Origin of the sequence: Mycobacterium innocens (assembly GCF_900566055.1) — a bacterium.
In the GTDB taxonomy this organism is placed as follows: Bacteria; Actinomycetota; Actinomycetes; order Mycobacteriales; family Mycobacteriaceae; genus Mycobacterium; species Mycobacterium innocens.
The window spans coordinates 1-3,110 of record NZ_UPHQ01000326.1 but is presented as its reverse complement, the minus strand read 5'-3'; the positions used below and the strand labels follow the sequence as shown (position 1 = coordinate 3,110).

Annotated in this window: 2 protein-coding genes; both read left to right on the top strand. The window is 63.4% G+C overall.

What is annotated here, in order from left to right; all coding sequences use genetic code 11:
- Positions 1 to 479: 479 nt before the first annotated feature.
- Positions 480 to 1,469, top strand: a complete 990-nt coding sequence (locus EET03_RS29385) for an ISAs1 family transposase (protein WP_167470748.1) — start codon at positions 480 to 482, stop codon at positions 1,467 to 1,469.
- Positions 1,470 to 2,148: 679 nt separating this feature from the next.
- Positions 2,149 to 2,997: a reverse transcriptase N-terminal domain-containing protein gene (locus tag EET03_RS29380; RefSeq protein WP_244232600.1), complete on the top strand. Its 849-nt coding sequence runs from the start codon at positions 2,149 to 2,151 to the stop codon at positions 2,995 to 2,997.
- Positions 2,998 to 3,110 lie beyond the last annotated feature (113 nt).

The following is a 3,110-nucleotide window of genomic DNA, read 5'->3' as shown; positions in this document are numbered from 1 at the left end:
TAGCACTCCGGGAAGAGACGACGGGAGGGCCGTCGCCTACCACTGACCTGATCACCGTGCCGCCCCGGCAGCACGAACAACAAATCGGGTTACCGCAACCCCACACACTGCTCACCGCCAGCGCCGGAACCCCACCCCCACGTGCTCACCCTGGATGCCCGCGAACAACACAGGGCCGGCGCCGCTCTCAAACCGTTGCCCGGAGGGCGATGGGTCATGCGGGGATCACGGTGACCGCCGACACCTACGCCGACGAGCAATTCGACGGCATTGCCGTGCGTCTGACTCGCTGGTTGACCTTCCGTCAGACAGCAACCAGGTCGCGTGGCCCCATATCAGGGTCCCGGAAAGGTTGGTGCGCGGCTCTGTGACCTCGGGATTTATCACCGTGTGATCGGCGTGGCTGCTGTGACGGGTGTGACCAACGGGCTTGGATGCAGGTTGCGAAGCCAACCATCCGAACCCGAGGTCACACCCGCGTGCCATCTTCCCCGACCCCGCCCGCCGATACGAACCTGACGCGCCACGAACGACTGTTGGAAGCCCTGCAGGCAGTGCCCGACCCACGCGACCGGCGCGGGGTGCGCTACTCGTTGGCCGGGGTGCTTGCACTGGCAGTCACCGCCACCGTGGCCGGGTGCCGCTCGTTCGCGGCGATCGGTCAGTGGGCCACCGAGACCGCAGCCGACAAGCTGGCCTCGTTCGGACTCACCAGCGGTAGCGCCCCGGACGAGTCGACGTTGAGGAAACTGTTCGCCCGCATCGATGCCGACGCCCTCGACCGGGCCCTGGGTGCGTGGATGTGGACGCGAACCTTCACCGTCGATCAGCGCCGCGTGATCGCCCTGGACGGCAAGACGATCCGAGGTGCGCGCACCCGGTCCGACGGTAAGGCACCGCACCTGGTCGCCGCATTCGACCACGGTACCGGTGCCGTGCTCGGCCAGGTGGCAGTCGATGCGAAGAGCAACGAAATACCCGCTGCCCGAACACTGTTGGGACACCTCGACCTCGACGGCGCGGTGGTGACCCTCGATGCGATGCACACACAGACCGACACCGCCACAGCCATCACCGGCGCAGGCGGCGACTACGTGTTCACGGTGAAGGCGAACATGCCCACCCTGCACCAGAAGCTGAAGAAGCTGCCATGGAAGGACATGCCCGCCTGCACGGCGAAAACCGCTGACCGTAGCCGGCGGGTCACCCGCACAATCAAGGTCGCCGACGTTCCCGACTGGATCGACTTTCCCGGCGCAGCCCAAGTCGCCCAACTCCGCCGCACCGTCACCGACAAAGGAACCAAAACCGTCGAGGTCGTCTACCTGATCACCTCCGCAAGCCACAAGGACGCGCCGCCGCAGCGACTCGCCGCCTGGGTACAAGGCCACTGGGGCATAGAAGTGCGACGTGAAGTCGCACTGGTTGAGAGGATCAACCGATTGGAGGACCGTATGCGCGGTGGTTGATCTCGGGTGAGTGCTCGACACTCGTCTCCGCTCCTGGCATGCGTCGCTGGTAACGGCGGGGTGTGAAGCCCGGAAGAAAGCCCAAGGATCGGTGCTCCATCCATCGGTTACAGGCAAGGGGAAGGCCGGAAAGGGCGAACGCAAGTGAACCTCTGTAAGCCTCGTTACCCAGAACCGCGATAGATGGGACGTGGGAACGTGGAACAGGACCCGCCGCTGGGATGCGGCAGTGGTGGCCGAAGTTTCGATGTCGGTCACGTGAGCACCACGGTCCCGGGGTATAGGAGGCGCCCGACACCGGCCGTATCTAGCCAGTGCGGAACATGGGAACCCCGTTGCGGTCCAGCGGAATTGACCAGCTGCTGGTAGGCCGATCCGTGAGGGCGGCACAAATCCAGACGGGAACAGGATGGCCCGAGAAGCCAACGGCGGCAGCCGAAAGGCAACAGGAAAACGGGCGTCAGATGACTACTCCTTCAGGTGGTCGACGCTTGTATAACTGGCCGCATACCAGGTGCATGTGCGCCTGGCCTCGAATACGGGGGCTGACGCGGGCCGGGTGGCTTCGTGAACGAAAACGCGGAAGGAACCGCTAGCACCGATGGGCAAGTTAGACGTCACCGCACAGCCAACCGTGGTCGTAGCCGATATCGGCGTCGACGCGGCGGGCCGAGTGGCGATGAACGGACCAATAGGCTCGCTGGACTGGGATCGCATCAATTGGTGTGACGAGGAACAGCGGGTACAGCGGTTACGGCAGCGTATCTTCACGGCGAGTAAGGCAGGCGACCTCAAACGGGTTCGCAATCTGCAGAAACTCATGTTGCGCAGTCGCGCTAACACGCTGGTCAGCGTGCGGCGTGTCACCGAGCGCAACGCGGGCCGTCACACCCCAGGCGTGGACGGGCAGGTCGCCACGACCAGCCCACAACGATCCGCTCTGGCTATGGAATTGCATAGTCGGGTTGGGACCGGTCACGCGCTGCCGGTGCGACGGGTGTATGTACCGAAGAAAGACGGAAAACGTCGACCTCTCGGTATTCCTGTTATCGCCGATCGCGCCCAGCAACAGCGGGTGCGTAACGCGTTGGAACCGGAATGGGAGGCGCGGCTAGACCGCAAACAGTATGGGTTTCGGCCGGGACGTGGATGCCACGACGCGATCGAGATGATCCACCTCGCTCTAGCTGTGCGAAATGCCAAGCGGGACTGGGTACTTGACGCCGACTTGAAATCCGCGTTCGACAAAATCGACCATACCTTGCTTCTGGAGCGGATCGGGATGTTCCCGGGCCGTGATCAGATCGCGGAATGGCTCACCGCTGGTGTGGTCGATGCGGGCCGGTACGCACCGACCGAGGAGGGAACCCCCCAAGGCGGGTGCATATCTCCGTTACTCTTGAACATCGCGTTACAAGGTCTGGAACACGCGGCCGGAGTCGAATATGACTACCGGGGCAACGTGAAAGGTGGGCGACCGACCGTTGTGACCTACGCCGATGATTTTGTCGCACTGAGGTGTTTCTGACTTTGCGATAGAGATTCGCGTTTGATCAGACAACATCGTCGGGGTCCTGGATGGGTTCAGTGTGCCTTTGCTGGCGGTGCCAGGCAAGGCGGCGTTTGTGGGCTTGTTCGAGT